At 30.8% G+C, this 12,925-nt stretch carries 14 protein-coding genes; 2 read left to right on the top strand and 12 right to left on the bottom strand.

The window, feature by feature from the left end:
* The first annotated feature begins 97 nt into the window (after nt 1–97).
* Both TCEL_RS13105 and TCEL_RS01680 read left to right on the top strand, forming a co-directional pair.
* Nucleotides 98–2,032, top strand: a complete 1,935-nt coding sequence (locus TCEL_RS13105; protein WP_018660464.1) for an ATP-binding protein — start codon at nt 98–100, stop codon at nt 2,030–2,032.
* A gap of 77 nt (nt 2,033–2,109) precedes the next feature.
* Nucleotides 2,110–2,628: a hypothetical protein gene (locus TCEL_RS01680; RefSeq protein ID WP_018660462.1), complete on the top strand. Its 519-nt coding sequence runs from the start codon at nt 2,110–2,112 to the stop codon at nt 2,626–2,628.
* Nucleotides 2,629–2,666: 38 nt separating this feature from the next.
* Here TCEL_RS01680 and TCEL_RS01675 read toward each other — a convergent pair whose 3' ends face one another.
* The 12 genes from TCEL_RS01675 to TCEL_RS01625 all read right to left on the bottom strand — a co-directional run bounded on the left by TCEL_RS01675 (nt 2,667) and on the right by TCEL_RS01625 (nt 12,768).
* Nucleotides 2,667–3,374: a PHP domain-containing protein gene (locus tag TCEL_RS01675; RefSeq protein WP_018660460.1), complete on the bottom strand. Its 708-nt coding sequence runs from the start codon at nt 3,372–3,374 to the stop codon at nt 2,667–2,669.
* 2 nt (nt 3,375–3,376) lie between these two features.
* A complete protein-coding gene (locus tag TCEL_RS01670; RefSeq protein WP_018660458.1) occupies nt 3,377–3,709 on the bottom strand; it encodes a DRTGG domain-containing protein in 333 nt (110 codons plus the stop codon).
* Complete coding sequence (locus TCEL_RS01665; RefSeq protein ID WP_018660455.1) at nt 3,699–4,937, bottom strand: [Fe-Fe] hydrogenase large subunit C-terminal domain-containing protein; 1,239 nt, start codon at nt 4,935–4,937, stop codon at nt 3,699–3,701. The genes TCEL_RS01670 and TCEL_RS01665 overlap by 11 nt, the downstream gene beginning before the upstream one ends.
* Nucleotides 4,938–4,946: 9 nt before the next feature.
* Nucleotides 4,947–5,372: an ATP-binding protein gene (locus TCEL_RS01660; protein ID WP_018660453.1), complete on the bottom strand. Its 426-nt coding sequence runs from the start codon at nt 5,370–5,372 to the stop codon at nt 4,947–4,949.
* Entirely contained in the window at nt 5,372–5,722 is a 351-nt protein-coding gene (locus TCEL_RS01655) for a DRTGG domain-containing protein (RefSeq protein WP_018660451.1), read from the bottom strand. The genes TCEL_RS01660 and TCEL_RS01655 overlap by 1 nt, the downstream gene beginning before the upstream one ends.
* A gap of 206 nt (nt 5,723–5,928) precedes the next feature.
* Nucleotides 5,929–6,495 carry a class I SAM-dependent methyltransferase gene (locus tag TCEL_RS01650; protein WP_018660449.1) on the bottom strand — a complete coding sequence of 189 codons (567 nt, stop codon included), beginning with the start codon at nt 6,493–6,495 and terminating at the stop codon, nt 5,929–5,931.
* Nucleotides 6,496–6,508: 13 nt separating this feature from the next.
* A complete protein-coding gene (locus TCEL_RS13100) occupies nt 6,509–6,664 on the bottom strand; it encodes an EAL domain-containing protein (RefSeq protein WP_018660447.1) in 156 nt (51 codons plus the stop codon).
* 225 nt (nt 6,665–6,889) lie between these two features.
* Nucleotides 6,890–8,590 carry a methyl-accepting chemotaxis protein gene (locus TCEL_RS01645; RefSeq protein WP_018660445.1) on the bottom strand — a complete coding sequence of 567 codons (1,701 nt, stop codon included), beginning with the start codon at nt 8,588–8,590 and terminating at the stop codon, nt 6,890–6,892.
* 263 nt (nt 8,591–8,853) lie between these two features.
* Nucleotides 8,854–10,044, bottom strand: a complete 1,191-nt coding sequence (gene hydF / locus TCEL_RS01640) for a [FeFe] hydrogenase H-cluster maturation GTPase HydF (protein WP_018660443.1) — start codon at nt 10,042–10,044, stop codon at nt 8,854–8,856.
* 11 nt (nt 10,045–10,055) lie between these two features.
* Complete coding sequence (hydG, locus tag TCEL_RS01635) at nt 10,056–11,471, bottom strand: [FeFe] hydrogenase H-cluster radical SAM maturase HydG (protein ID WP_018660441.1); 1,416 nt, start codon at nt 11,469–11,471, stop codon at nt 10,056–10,058.
* 11 nt (nt 11,472–11,482) lie between these two features.
* Nucleotides 11,483–12,514 (bottom strand): [FeFe] hydrogenase H-cluster radical SAM maturase HydE, encoded by a 1,032-nt coding sequence (gene hydE / locus TCEL_RS01630; RefSeq protein ID WP_018660439.1) that lies wholly within the window; start codon nt 12,512–12,514, stop codon nt 11,483–11,485.
* 8 nt (nt 12,515–12,522) lie between these two features.
* Entirely contained in the window at nt 12,523–12,768 is a 246-nt protein-coding gene (locus TCEL_RS01625) for a TM1266 family iron-only hydrogenase system putative regulator (protein ID WP_018660437.1), read from the bottom strand.
* Between the last annotated feature and the right edge of the window lie 157 nt (nt 12,769–12,925).

The raw sequence follows: 12,925 nt of genomic DNA, 5'->3' as shown, positions 1-12,925 counted from the left end.
ATTTAAAATCCTTCTTTAATTTTATTTTTTTGCAGGAATTCTTTTAATTGCGTCGAATAATAATTTATGTGACAAATGAATAGGAAGGGGAAAGGGCATGCAGAATATAATCTATCAAAATTCCATATACATACTTGAAAATATGCCTGTTATTATAGATGCTTTAGACAAGAATGGAAATTTTATATTATGGAATAAAGAAGCAGAAAGAGTAACTGGATATACCAAGGAAGAAATATTAAATAACCCCAATGCATTTAAATTGTTATATCCAGATGATGAATATAGAAATTATGTTTTAAATCTCATTCCCAAGCTTGAAAATAACTTTAGAAATCTAGAAACAACTATAACCTGTAAAGATGGAACTAAAAAAATAATATCATGGTCAAATGTTTCATCCCTTTATCCAATAGAAGGATTAAGTAGGTGGACAGTTGGTGTTGACATTACAAAACGAAAGGTTGCAGAAGAAAGCTTAAAAAACATTACATCAGAACTATTTTCAATAATCAAGGCTTTTCCTGATTTATATTTTAGAATAAGTTCTGACACAACTATAATTGACTTTAAAACCTATAATAAAACTGACCTATTTGTTGAACCCGAAAATATAATTGGAAATAAAATTACTGATATATTTCCCCAAGATGTTGCATTACTTTATGAATCTGCAATAGAATATGTACTTAAAACAAAAAAGATAAAATCTATAGAATACTCTCTCCCCTTCAAAAAACAAAAGCAATATTTTGAAGCAAGATTAGTCTATCTTAATGAAAAAGAAGTTATGGCTGTTGTTAGAAATATAACTGAAAAGAAGTTGATTGAAATAAAAAATTTAAATCAACAAATGAAATATAAATCCTTCTTTGACTATAGCCCTGATGTACTTCTTGAGGCTGACCTCTACTCTGGATATATATTTGTTGCAAATCCTACATTTTATAAATTGACTAAACTAAATAAGGATGAATTGGAAAATTATACAATATATAATTTATTTGATATAGAAGATAAGGTAACTCAAAAAAGTTCTATAGATTCACTGCTGGATGGTAAACCTATTAAATTCGAAACTAAACTAGTCAATAAGGTTAATGAAGAATACTATTTAGAATTAAATATAATGCCTATAATAGAGAACAACTTGCTTGAAAGAATATTCATATATGCAAAGGATATAACAGACTCTAAAAAACTTGAGGAGAGCAGAAGAAAAATTAAAGAACTTGAAGAATATGAAAATATACGTTCTGAATTCTTTGCTAATATTTCCCACGAATTTAGAACTCCTTTAAATATAATTTTGGGTTCTATACAACTTCTTGAATTGTATTTAAAGAACAATAAAATTATAGATGAAAATCATACACTACAAAAATATAATAAATCTATAAAACAAAACTGCTATAGGCTATTAAGACTAGTTAATAACCTAATAGATATAACTAAAGTTAGCGCTGGATATATGCAACTTAATTTATCTGAATGCAATATTGTATCTTTAGTTGAGGATATAGTACAATCGGTTGCTGACTATATCAATTCAAAAAATATTGAAATAACCTTTGATACAGAAATAGAGGAAAAAATAATACGATGCGATAAAGATAAAATAGAAAGAATAATATTAAATCTTCTGTCTAATGCAATAAAGTTTACTCCAGAAGGTGGCAAGATATTTGTAAATATAACAGATTTAGATGAATATACTTGTATATCTGTAAAGGACACAGGCATTGGTATTCCAAAGGATAAGCAAGATATAATATTTGAAAGATTTAGCCAAGTTAATAAGTCACTTTCACGTGAACGCGAAGGAAGTGGACTGGGATTAAATATTGTAAAATCATTTGTTGAAATGCATGGTGGGGAAATTAAATTAATAAGTGAAGAGGGAAAAGGTAGTGAATTTATAATATTGTTGCCCAATAATTTGGAGAAGGACATATATAAAGATCTAAGTCCATTAAATAACTTTAATAATGTTGAGAGAATATCAATTGAGTTTTCTGACATATATTTTTAAAATCTCTCACATTTTTTTATTTTAGTGAATATATATATTAATGTATTGTTTAACTAATGTAAATGGGAGGGGTATGCGTGAATTTAAATTTACATGTTAACAATTTAACATTTGTTCCTAAAATTAATATATCAGAAGAACAAAACACATTAGCAAACATAGTTTATTCAAAAATTAATTTAAGAAAATATATTGGCAATGGTTTAAATATCTTTTCCCATAGGTACTTAAATAACTTAAACTCTGTAAAAAAACTACCTATGATAATTGAAAACTTCTATAACGATAAATATTTCTTCTTTAGATCAGAAATAAAGGAAATAGAAAAGGAAGTGAATTTAATAGTTGATGAATGGGTTAAAGAGTACTTAGAAGATAAAGATAATAAAAACATACAAATTAGCAAAGCTATAAATTATTTTAAGAATAACTCTAATAATTCTATCCATAACAAAAAATTAGATACTAAAAATCTAAAGTATAGTGATATAAATAAAATGTATTATGAGTTGACAATTTTAAAAATGATAAGCGATATAAATGCTTTGGTTGTAAAAAGACTTTCATACCACAAAAAATCTTCAGCTTTAATTTAAATCTAAAAAAGATGCTAAGGTTAGTTCCTTAGCATCTTTTATTTTAGTCTATCTATTATTGCATCTATACTCAACTCTTCAACCTCTAAAAAGTTTTCCCTCTCTGAAATATGTCCTAGATTATGAGCATCAGAATTTTTTAAAAACATTAGGTTATTTTTAACTATTTTATTTTTAATTAACCTTTGTAATTTATCAAAACTTGAATACTCTACTGTATTTATATCTAAATAATCTGGCATAAAACCTAAGTTTGATATAATACTATAGGTATCTTTATCAATATGGGCTGGAATTACTATTCCATCTAGCTCTTTTACCTTTTCAAAAACTTCATCTATTGTGGCATCTAATGAATTTAAAAGTAGTCTTTCCTCTACTCCTATTGCTTCATCAAATTCATTATATATTATTTGGTTTCCAAATATATTCGGTTTATTACTGATATTAGGAAGTTTTTTGTCGGCATATTCTTGAAAAATATATGCTGTATTTAAATCTCTAAATAAACAAACTAAATGTACTTCTTCTTTTGTTTGAACTTCCACTCCCGGTATAACTAAAATTCCAACTTGAGTTCCAACCTTCATACATGCTTCAACATTTTTACAACTATTATGATCAGTGATTGCAATAACATCTAACTCCTTAATTTTTGCCATATTAACTATATTATTAGGAGTCATATCATCATCTGAACAAGGAGATAGTGCAGTGTGTATGTGAAAATCATAATATATTTTCATACTTATACCCCTAATTTATTAAGTTCAATACATATTTCGTAGGCATTTAATTTTGACTTTAAAACCGGAATCTTTTCATCATTAGCCTTTTTAAGTGTTGATTCTTCCACCTCTATTTCTTCAGGTATTATTACACAAGAAAACTCTAAAAGGGTTGCAACTGCTATTATATTAGGATGTACTTGAACTGTAATCCATGCATTATTCTGCTTCCCATGGGACATTACCCAGCTCAATAGGTCACATGTATACACACCCTTTACTTCTCTATCTAATCCCTCTTCTCCAGCTAAAACCTCAAAGTTTAGTGCATTTACTATATCTCTAACCTTCATTTTTAAACCCTCCACTACTTATAAATTTACAATCTTCAATACTTGCAAGTCCTTTGACTACATCTTCAGCAAAGGCCTTACATGAAGGTGAACCACATAATCCACAATCTGTACCAGGAAGAATATTTATTATATTGTTCATGCTCTTTATCATTTTAACTGCACTCTCAAAATCAACAGGCACCTTATACTTTACCTCTTTTTTACCTTCATCGCTAACTAATTTACTTTCTATATGTGAAAAATCATGTATTTGATACGTAAAATCAAGTTTATCAATTATTGATTTTGTTATCCTTTCAGCATTATAAGGATTTTCAACAAGAAGTAAACCACCAGCACATCCATTTGGACATGCTAAAACTTCTATATAATCAATGTCATCAAGTCTACCATTTTCAACGTCACTTAAAACCTTTATTACATTTTTTATACCGTCAACTGAAATAGAATTTTCAACTCCAATCGCTTCACACTGTCCTCCTGAATATGCCCATAAAAGACCTGTTTTTGATATGTGTGAATTCGACTCATTATTTTTTGATTTTATATGCTTTAATAGTTTTGGATATATATCACTTATTGAAATAGCACCATTTATTCTAATATTCTCATTCCTTGAAATCTCACTAATTTTTGTTACCCAACTTGGGCAAGGCGTTAAGAAAAAGATACCTATTTCTTCATTTTTGTATCCTTGACTCTGATATTTTTCTCTAGTTAAAAGGGCTGAAATTTCAATTGGAGTAAGCATCTTAACTAAGTGGTTAACTAAACTTGGATATTCAGTTTCAACTAACCTTATAACTGTAGGACATAGAGTTGAAATAGCTGGTTTTTCTGCCTTCTCTATATCCTTTTTTAATATTTCAGACGCAATATCACATGCAAAGGTTATATCAAACACCTCATCAAATCCCAGTTTAAGAAGAGCTTCATTAATAGCTGCTGGTTCAACTTGTTTTCCAAATTGAGAATATAATGTAACTGAAGGTATAACAATCTTTTTCTTATATCTTGTTATATCTTCTAGCGAATTTCTAATTGCAACATGTGCACCATATGGACATACCTTAATGCATTCACCACAGTCTATACACTTTTCATTGTATATTACTGCCTTTCCGTTTTTAACTCTTATTGCTTCTACAGGACAGTTCATTAAACATTTTGTACATCCTATGCACTTTTCGGGAATTAATCCAACTGCATGAAATAGTTTTTTCATAATATCACCTTAATTAAAGTAAATTATTATTTTAATTTCCGTATACTTGCCTACCTCCGACTTTATATAAAATTCGTCGCTGCTCCTTTTGATGTTTGGTAGCCCCATTCCCCCACCAAATCCCATTTCTCTTGCAATATCAGAAGCTGTTGAATATCCCTCCTGCATTGCAAGTTCAATATTAGGGATACCTGGACCATAATCATATGCTATTATCTCAATGTGATCGCTATATATTTTAGCCTCAATATATCCACCTACGCTATGAATAACTATATTCATCTCTGCCTCATAACAGGCAACACAAATCCTCTTTATAATGTCACTTCTTATTCCAAGCTGGTTTAGAAGCTTTTTCAAATTACTTGATGCTTCTCCACCTCTTATAAAATCCCCACTTTCTATATCATATTTTACAGAAAGTAACTCCTCCATTACTCCATGTCAACTCCTTTTAACCCATTACTATAAAGTATTCCACAGGTTGTAAACATTGTATGTCTAGTGGCAAGCAGACACATCCCCTTTTCCTTGGCGAGCTCTACTATTGATTCATCTGGCCTTTTATTTCTTACAAAAATAATACATTTAATATCTAGCATCTCTGCTGTTCTTATAGTTTGAATATTAGTTAGTCCTGTAATTAAAATCGTATCCCTACATGAAAATGCTAAAACATCACTCATCAAATCTGACCCAAAGGCACATGTTGTTTCCATTGAAAGCATCTCTTCATTGCATAATACTTCAGCTTTAATTAATTCCTTAATCTCACTTAACTTCATATATACATTCCCCCATATTTGATCTATTTTAATATTATAATTTTTCCGAATATTTTTCAATGTTATTTTTTTGATAATGTAAGTTTGTAAATTACTTATATTTAAAATATATAAACTAGCCCCAGAAAGATCTAATGCTAATTTCAAAGATCTTTCATGGGGCCTCTTCAAAATATATTATCATGTTGTTTAGCAACTTTCTTAAATTATTTTTCAAATATTAATCCATAGTGATGTTCAGATACTTCAATTTCTGATACAAACTTTAATCCTGCATTTTCAAACCATTTTATAACTTCCTCTTGAGATATTCTATGTTTAGTTGGTGGACCATAGTTTGTATCTATCTTTTTCCACTCTATTATAAAAACTCTACCATCCTCTTTTAATACTCTTTTTATCTCATTTATATATCTACTTTTATCCTCTATCTCATGCAAAACATTTGACAACATAACATAATCTGCAAAGCTGTTATCTATAGGGAAATCATACTCACCACATTTTATATACTCTATATTTTCTATTCCTATTGACCTTTCCATTGCAAGCTCAAGCATTTCATCTAAAATATCTATTCCTATAGCCTTTCCATTTGTCAATATTTTAGCAGCTGGTATGGTAAAATATCCTATACCACAACCAACATCTAAGAATACTCCTCCACCCTTTGACTTTAATCCAAACTTCTCTAAAGTTTTATATGGAGGCATATACTTTCTTCTAGTTGGATTATCCAGTTTTTCAGCGTTTTTAGGATCAAATTTATGCATATACAAAACTCCTTTAATTATATTTAATAAATTTTTCTAACTTATCAATTGGAAGTACTTTAGATATATAATAACCCTGTATTTTATCACATCCTAACTCTCTCAATAACTCAAACTGCTCTTTAGTTTCAACCCATTCTGCTACAACATCATAATAAAATGATAGCATAACTCAATAATTATATTAACCAATTAATATCTTAATTCCTTTCACATATAAACTGTGCTTTATTTCTCCATTATTTTTATGAAGAAAATTAAATACAAAATCTTCTTCTACTTCAAAAATTATAACAAAATCATCTCCATGGTATATATATTTTTTCCAAATTCATATAAAGTTAACTTTATATATTAATAATATAAAACAGTAATCGAATTAAATCTTTACAAACTATATTTTAAAAGTTTCTACAATATCTTTAAGGTTATCTGCTAAATTCATAAGTTTTTCTGACGCTGATGCCACCTCTTCTGCTGATGCTGAAAGCTCCTCTGAAGATGCGCTTACCTCCTCTACAACTGCTAAATTTTCACTTGCTATTTGATTTACCGATTCTATCTTACTTACTGTTTCATCCTTATATTCAACCATTTCATTTACATACTCTGATGTTCCTTTTATTAGAGGAATTATACTTTCAACCGATGTCAATATATCTGTAAATGATGTTACTGTTGCTTTTACTGATTCTTTTTGGTTGTTTATAAATCTTCCAACATTATTTGATGTTTCTATAACTTCCTTTGCTTCTGACTGTATCATATTAATTATATTCACTATTTGATCTGTTGATTTTTTAGATTCCTCCGCAAGCTTTCTAACCTCATCTGCAACAACTGAAAAACCACGTCCTGCTTCCCCTGCACGTGATGCCTCAATTGCTGCATTTAACGCTAATAGGTTTGTTTGTTCTGAAATTCCCTTTATAACATCTGCAATACTACTTATATTATATACAGATTCATTTAGGGTATTTAGCTTTTCTGAAACCACATTAAAAGCAGATCTTATCTCTTCTATTGAAAGAATTAATTTATCCATTTCATTTTTACCAATAGATGCTTTTTGTTCTGTGTTTTGTACCTCATCCTTTACACTATTTAATTTATTATGTACCTCATCCATAGCATTAGATAGCTTATCAAAGGCAAACATTATTTCCTCTATACTTGTTGACTGCTCCTGAGCACCACTTGCCACCTGCTCAACACTTGACGCAACCTGTTCTGAAGATGCTGCCATCTCCTGAGAAACTGCTGTTAAATTGTTTGCCTCATCAAAAAGATTAGAAGAACTATCCGAAAGCTTCTTAACCATTCCCTTTAGAGTACTCATCATTTCATTTAAACTATTAAACATTTCTCCAACTTCGTCACGTCTCTCTAACATTTTTTTATCTACTGTAACTTTGAAATTTAAATTTGATACAGAATTAAGATTTTTATTTAAAACCTCTATTGGTTTTATAATATTTCTATTTACAAGTAAATAAAATCCAGTACATCCAAGTAGAAGAACAACTAAAGATATTATGATTATTAAAAGCATAGGTGTTCTAATAATTCCAAAAACAAAACTTTCTGGATAACCTATAAAAATCATCCCAATTATTTTATCAGAACTATCCTTTATAGGCTTATATACTGTAACGTACTTTATACCTAATACATCCGCAGTTCCTTTATAGTCACTTCCTTGTTTTAAAACCTTTTCTACCACATTTTGTGCAGCCTTTGTACCAACTTGTCTTTGACCATTATTTGAAACTGTCGTACTTATTCTTGTATCGTTTAAAAATATTGTAACATCAGCCTTTGTTATTTTCTTTATATCATCAAGTATTTTATAATCCTCATTAATAATATTATCTCCTTTATAAAGCTTATCCCCTTCAGCCTTCCATTCACCTGTATATTGTTTATCTAAAAGTTCAATCACAAAACCTACATTTGAATCTAATATATTATTTTGAATAACATTTTTAAATTGAATATAAACAATACACATAATTGAAAAAATAAGAACAAAAGATAATAAGAAATATGTAGAAATTATCTTTGAACTTATACTTTTTTTCGTATTTATTTGCATAAAAATCCTCCCCTCACTTAAACTTTTTTATAAATAAAACTAACAATATTTAGTTAATGTTTTAACAATCCTGATTATACTAACTTTTAAAATCAAGAGCTTAAATCCTTTATTTTTCTGTTTAATATACTAGATTATGATATATTTTGATATAATACTTCAAGATATTACATTTTTCGCAACGTTTGATATTGTAACATAAAAATATTCTTTGTACAATATAACATCTTTAAATTATAATAAATTTTAACAAATAAGGGATGCTAAATCAGCATCCCTGTTACCCTATCAAGTATACCATTCATATATGCAATTGCAACTCCATAGTTGGTTATCGGTACATTCTGCTCCCTTGCCCTTATTATTCTTGTCATCATCTGCTTTCTGTTGAACATACACGCACCACAGTGGATTATTAGCTTATATTTAGTTAAATCCTCTGGAAAATCAACTCCTGCATTTACTGTAATATCAAGGTTTGCACCAGTCCTTTGCCTTAACCAGTTTGGAAGCTTTTCACGTCCTATGTCACCCTGAAGCGGGTGGTGCGTACATGCCTCAGCTATTAGCACCTTATCCCCATCTTTAAGTGTATCTATAGCCTTTGCACCCTCTATGAGTATTTTTAAATCACCCTTATACCTAGCCATTAAAATTGAGAAGGAGGTTAAAGGTATATCCTTATCTAAAATGCCATTTACCTTTTCAAATACCTGTGAATCCGTTATAACTAAGTCTGGTTTTCTATTTAGTGCACTTAAAATGTCTGTTAACTCACTATCCTTCACAGTTAAAGCAAGTGCATCGTTATCTAATATGTCTCTTATAACTTGAACCTGAGGTAGTATTAATCTTCCCTTTGGTGCCTGTATATCCTGTGGTGCAACTAAAACAACAAGATCCTTTCTTTTTACAACATCACCTAAAATTGTTTTTCTCTCATAGTCCTCTGGTGCATACTGCTGTATTGCTTCTTTTAATTTTCCTATGTTTATTTTTTCTTTTGCACTAACCTTAACAAAGGGTAAATCAAATTCATTTTTTAATACTTCTAAGTCTAAATCCTCTACATCTATCTTATTTACAACTCCAATTGTAGGTATTTTTCTCTCTTTTAGTAATGAATACCATTCCTTCTCCATTGATAAGTCAGTATTTTCTGCACTAAATACAAGCAGTGCAAGATCTGTCTTATCTAAAACTTCCCTTGTCTTTTTAACTCTTAATTCTCCTACCTCTCCTTCATCATCAATTCCAGCTGTATCTATTATAACAACAGGACCAATTGGCAAAAGCTCCATAGCCTTATATACAGGGTCTGTTGTTGTTCCTGCATAATCTGAAACAAGGGCTATTTCTTGACCTGTTATTGCATTTATAAGACTTGATTTTCCAGCATTTCTTCTTCCAAATATAGCAATGTGTAGCCTATTTGCCTTTGGTGTATCTAACATAGTATTCCTCCTTAGAATCTTAAATCTCTCTCTCCCTTTTCAATTCTCTCAAGCATCCTTATTGTTGCTTCCTTTGCCCTCTCATTTGGAATTGTCTCTAATTCTCTTTTTATTACCTCTTCACCTAACTTTCTTGCTTCTTCATCGCCATAATCAAGCAGGAACTCCTTTAATGTGATTAGTGCATTTGGTTGACATACGTTATTTATCTGACCTGTTTTTGCAAGTCTCATAAATCTATCTCCAGTTCTTCCTTCTCTATAACAAGCTGTGCAGTAGCTTGGTATATATCCACCCCTAAGTAGACTCTTTATTATCTCAAGTGGTGAACGGTGATCTCCTACCTCAAACTGTGGCTTTTCATCATCGTGGTGCTCTCCCCTATAATATTCAACATATCCTCCAACACCTGTACAGGAACCTGCACTTATTTGAGATATACCAAGAGCTATTACTTCATCTCTAAACTTTGGCTCTTCCCTTGTAGATAAAATCATTCCTGTATATGGTAGAGACAGTCTTAATACAGCTACAATCTTCTTAAAATCTTCATCAGATACTAAATATGGGAACTTCTCTAAATCAACGCCCTCTGCCTTTTTTAGCCTTGGAACAGAAACTGTATGAGGCCCTACTCCAAACTTTTCCTCAAGATGCTGTGCATGGAGAAGCATTGCAACAGTTTCATACTTATAATCATAAAGTCCATATAATACACCAAGTCCTACATCATCAATGCCACCCTCCATTGCCCTATCCATTGCTGTTGTATGGTAATCATAATTATGCTTTGGACCTTTTTTATGCATCTTTTCATAGGTTTCTCTATGGTATGTTTCTTGGAAAAGTATATATGTCCCAATTTCTGCCTCTTTCAACTTCCTATAGTTCTCAACACTTGTTGCTGCAATATTTACATTTATCCTTCTTATACTTCCATTATCAAATTTAATTGAATATATCGCTCTTATACAGTCTAATATATATTCAATTGGACAGTTTTGAGGGTCCTCTCCAGCCTCAAGGGCAAGTCTTTTGTGCCCAAGTGACTCTAATACCTTAACCTCCTCAATAAGTTCAGACATAGTTAGTTTTTTCCTCTTAAATGAACAGTTTGAGTGCTTATATCCGCAATATTCACATTCATTTACACAGTAGTTACTTACATAAAGTGGTGCAAATAAAACTATTCTTCTACCATATATCTTTTCCTTTATCTCCTTTGCCATTTTAAACATCTTATCTAAAAGCTCTCTATCCTCAATATTTAAAAGTACTGCAGCCTCAACTGGTGTAAGTCCCTTTGCTTCTCTTGCCTTTTCTAGAATACTTAAAACGTATTCTCTATCCTCTGCCTTCTTCTTTGCCTCATCTAATATTTTAAAAATCTCATTATCATTTATAAATGTTTGCTTTACAGTTTCCATACATATACCTCCTAAATTATTAGGGCATCGCCTCTACTATCTGAAATCTCAAGTCCTAAACTCAACAGGTAGTTTTCTAAATCTAATCTTTCTTCCCTTATACTTTTTTCAAATTTAAATTCTTTTGGATATATTTCGTATAACCTTCTGTACTTATAAGGTTCCACCTTTTGCATTATTACATTTGCACCAGCAAAGAAAACTTTATCTTTATATTTAGTATTTAATACACCAAGTGCAGTTGTTGCAGGAAGATGGGGCCTTTTTAAAAGAATTCTTGTTAGTGCAACAGCCTTTACTGTTAAAAATGCACTTCCTGCATCATATGTTCCAAGTGGTGTATCCTTGTGTGGTATAAATGGTCCTATTCCTGCCATATCAACATCAAGTTCCTTAAGAAGCATTATATCCTCTGCAATTGTCCTTATAGTCTGTCCAGGAAGCCCTATCATAAACCCACTTCCTAATTGATAGCCTAACATCTTTAGATTTTTAAGACAGTCTATTCTATTTTTAAAGTTTGAATGTGGATGAAGACTGTTGTATAGAGACTCATCTGCTGTTTCATGCTTCATTAGAAACCTATCTGCTCCCTTTTCCTTTAGGTACTCATACTCTTTATAGCTTCTCTCACCAATACTTAAAGTAATAGCAACGTCTGAATAATCCTTTATTCTCTCTACTATTTCACCTAAAATTTCCTTTGTATAATATAAATCCTCACCTGACTGAAGAACTAGGCTTCTGTACCCTGCATCAACAGCTTCCTTTGCACATTCTACTATCTCATCCTTATCCATTCTGTATCTTGGAAGATTTCTATTGCTACATCTTAATCCACAATAGTAGCAGTCTGCTCTGCAGTAGCTTGAAAATTCAATTATTCCTCTTATGTGTATTTCATTTCCAAAGTATTTCTTCTTTACCTCATCTGCAGCTTTAAATAAAACTTCTGCATCCTCTTCATCTAATGAAAGTATCTTTTCCATTTCATCTAAACTTGGCACGTATCCTTCAACTATCTTGTATATTAAATCCTTCATCCTATCACCTATTTCTTTGTTAATGCTGATTTTACACTTACTCCTTTTACTTTTCCAAGCTTACCTGTCATTGCACTAATTTCATCTGTTGTTCCATCTACAATTAGTGAAATGACAGATACGCCTCTATCTCTATAGGGAATTCCCATTCTACCAACAACTAAACTACTAAACTCGTGTAGAATTGCATTTACATCCTCTGCCCTCTCTAAATCCTCAACTACAATTGCAACAACTCCAAGCCTCTTTTCCATTCTACTTCCTCCTTCTAAAGTAAAAATGCCCTCCAGCAAAAGCTGGAAGGCATAATATGGCCATAGCTATGAGTCTGTCTATATCCTTCCCCTCTTGCTCAGAATAATCCTTGCAATCAGGCTCAATATCTTAATCCCCCAAAGCAGTAGAACCACT

The organism is Thermobrachium celere DSM 8682 (genome assembly GCF_000430995.1).
Classification (GTDB): Bacteria; Bacillota; Clostridia; order Clostridiales; family Caloramatoraceae; genus Thermobrachium; species Thermobrachium celere.
Note: the sequence above shows the minus strand (reverse complement) of the source record. Positions and strands in the feature narration are given on the sequence as shown.